This window comes from Lentzea indica, assembly GCF_012184385.1.
Lineage (GTDB): Bacteria > Actinomycetota > Actinomycetes > Mycobacteriales > Pseudonocardiaceae > Lentzea > Lentzea indica.
This window is the reverse complement of record NZ_VSRL01000495.1, coordinates 1-2,231: the sequence shown is the minus strand read 5'-3', so window position 1 is coordinate 2,231 and position 2,231 is coordinate 1. Positions and strand designations below refer to the sequence as shown.

The following is a 2,231-nucleotide window of genomic DNA, read 5'->3' as shown; positions in this document are numbered from 1 at the left end:
CCCCGGCGCGCGGCGACCCGGCCGTCCTGGTCGCCTCCGCCGGGGGGGCGACGACGGCAGGGATCGGGTGGCCGGTGACCTCGCGGCAGGTGTCGATGACCTGCTTGACGGAGAAGCCGGTGCCGTTGCCCAGGTTGTAGATCCGGTGCTCGCCGACGGTGGCGTGGTCGAGCGCGAGGAGGTGGGCGTCGGCGAGGTCCGTGACGTGGATGTAGTCGCGGACGCAGGTGCCGTCCTCGGTGGGCCAGTCCTCGCCGTAGATCGAGATGTGCTCCCGCTGGCCGAGCGCGACCTGCAGCACGAGCGGGATGAGGTGGGTCTCGGTCGCGTGCCGCTCGCCGATGCTGCCGTAGGCGCCGGCGACGTTGAAGTACCGCAGGCTCGTCGCCGCCAGGCCGTGCGCGGCGGCGTACGACGTGATCGCGTGGTCGATGGCCAGCTTGGTGGCGCCGTAGGTGTTGGTCGGGGCGGTCGGCGCGGTCTCGGGGATCGGCACCTCCCGCGGCTCGCCGTACGTCGCGGCAGTCGAGGAGAAGACGAGCTTCGGCGTGCCGTGATCCTTCATCGCGTCGAGCAGGCGAATCGCGGTGAGGACGTTGCCCGTCCAATACTTGCCGGGGTCCTGCATGGACTCGCCAACGAGGGACTTCGCCGCGAAGTGCAGGACGCCGTCGAACCCTTCCGCGAGGACGTCGCCGATCACCTCGGCGATGTCACCCCGGATGAAGCGCGCTCCCGCCGGGACGACGTCCTCGTGACCGGTCGAGAGGTCGTCGAGCACGACGACCTCGTGTCCGGCTTCGAGCAGCCGGGCAGCGCACACACTGCCGACGTATCCGGCCCCGCCCGTGACGAGCAGCTTCACCACAGTCCTCGCATTCCTGGTCAAGATCGTTGTTCGCTACCGGTCCCGGCCCGCGCCCGCGGAGGGAACCGCCGTGAAGAGCCTCGGCCGGCTGAGCGACCGCGAGGCGAAGCCGGCGAGCACGGACCGCTCGACCTCGTCGTGCCGCTCGACGGGCGACGAGGCGATGGCCGAGCCGCCGAAGCCGCCGCCGATCATCCTGGCGCCGAGCGCGCCGGCCGCCATCGCGGAGTCGACGGCGACGTCGAGCTCCAGGCAGGAGACCCGGTAGTCGTCCCGCAGGCTCGCGTGGGAGGCCGAGAGGAGGGGACCGACGTCGGCGAGCTTGCCCGCGCGGAGCAGCTCGACGGTGCGCAGGACCCGGTCGTTCTCGGTCACGACGTGCCGCACCAGAGGACGCAGCTCTCCGGGCAGCCGGACGAGCGCGTCGTCGAGCTCGGCGATGTCGACGTCGCGCAGCGCGGGCACGCCGAGGATGGCGGCGGCCCGCTCACAGCCCGCCCGCCGGGCGCCGTAGCCGCCGTCGATGTGGGAGTGGCTGGCGCGGGTGTCGACAACCAGCACCTCGAGCCCGCTGGCAGCCGCGTCGAACGCGACCTGCTCCGGCTTGCCGGAGCGCACGTCGTAAAACAGGGCGTGCGCTTCGACGCAGCACAGCGATGCCGTCTGGTCCAGGATGCCGGTTGGCGCACCCACAAAGTCGTTCTCGGAGTGCTGTACCCAGCGCGCGATGTCCGGCCGCTCGGCGTCGACGCCGGCGAGGCCGAGCAGCGCGAGCGCGACGGCGCACTCCAGAGCGTGCGAGGAGGAGAGACCGGCCCCCGCGGGCACGTCGCCCGCGATGACGAGGTCCGCCCCGCCGTTGACGGCGATCCCCTGCTCGCGCAAGGCCCAGGCGACGCCGCTGGGGTACGCGGCCCACCCCTTGACGGTCTTGGGGACTAGGTCGGCCACCACGACCGGATCCGCGTCCTGCACCCCGCCGTCGTCGCCGAGCGTGCTGACGGTCAACACGCCGTCCGCACGCGGCGACGCCGCGACCGCGATGCGGTGGGGCAACGCGAACGGCAGCACGTAGCCGTCGTTGTAGTCGGTGTGCTCGCCGATGAGGTTGACGCGGCCTGGTGCCGACCAGACCCCTTCGGGAGCGCGTCCGTGCAGGCGCTGGAATGCCTCGGCCGCCTTCGCGGCCGGTGTCGTCGCCTGGGTCACCGGGCGAGCACCAGGACGGCGTGGGCGACCGCGGGGTCGAGCTCGGCGGTGTTGCCGTTGCCGCCGCGCACCTGGATGACCTTGGCGCCACCGAGCGCCTCGACCTGCACGGTGCCGCCCGGCACCACGCCGGCGGCCTTCAGTTCGGCCATGA

The 2,231-nt window shown here is 72.5% G+C and carries 2 protein-coding genes; both read right to left on the bottom strand.

The annotated features are described in order from the left end of the window. A partial coding sequence (gene galE / locus FXN61_RS48920) for a UDP-glucose 4-epimerase GalE (protein ID WP_167980563.1) occupies positions 1-865 on the bottom strand: 865 nt, incomplete at its 3' end. Positions 866-901: 36 nt separating this feature from the next. After that, entirely contained in the window at positions 902-2,077 is a 1,176-nt protein-coding gene (galK, locus tag FXN61_RS48915; RefSeq protein WP_167980562.1) for a galactokinase, read from the bottom strand. Positions 2,078-2,231: the final 154 nt, after the last annotated feature.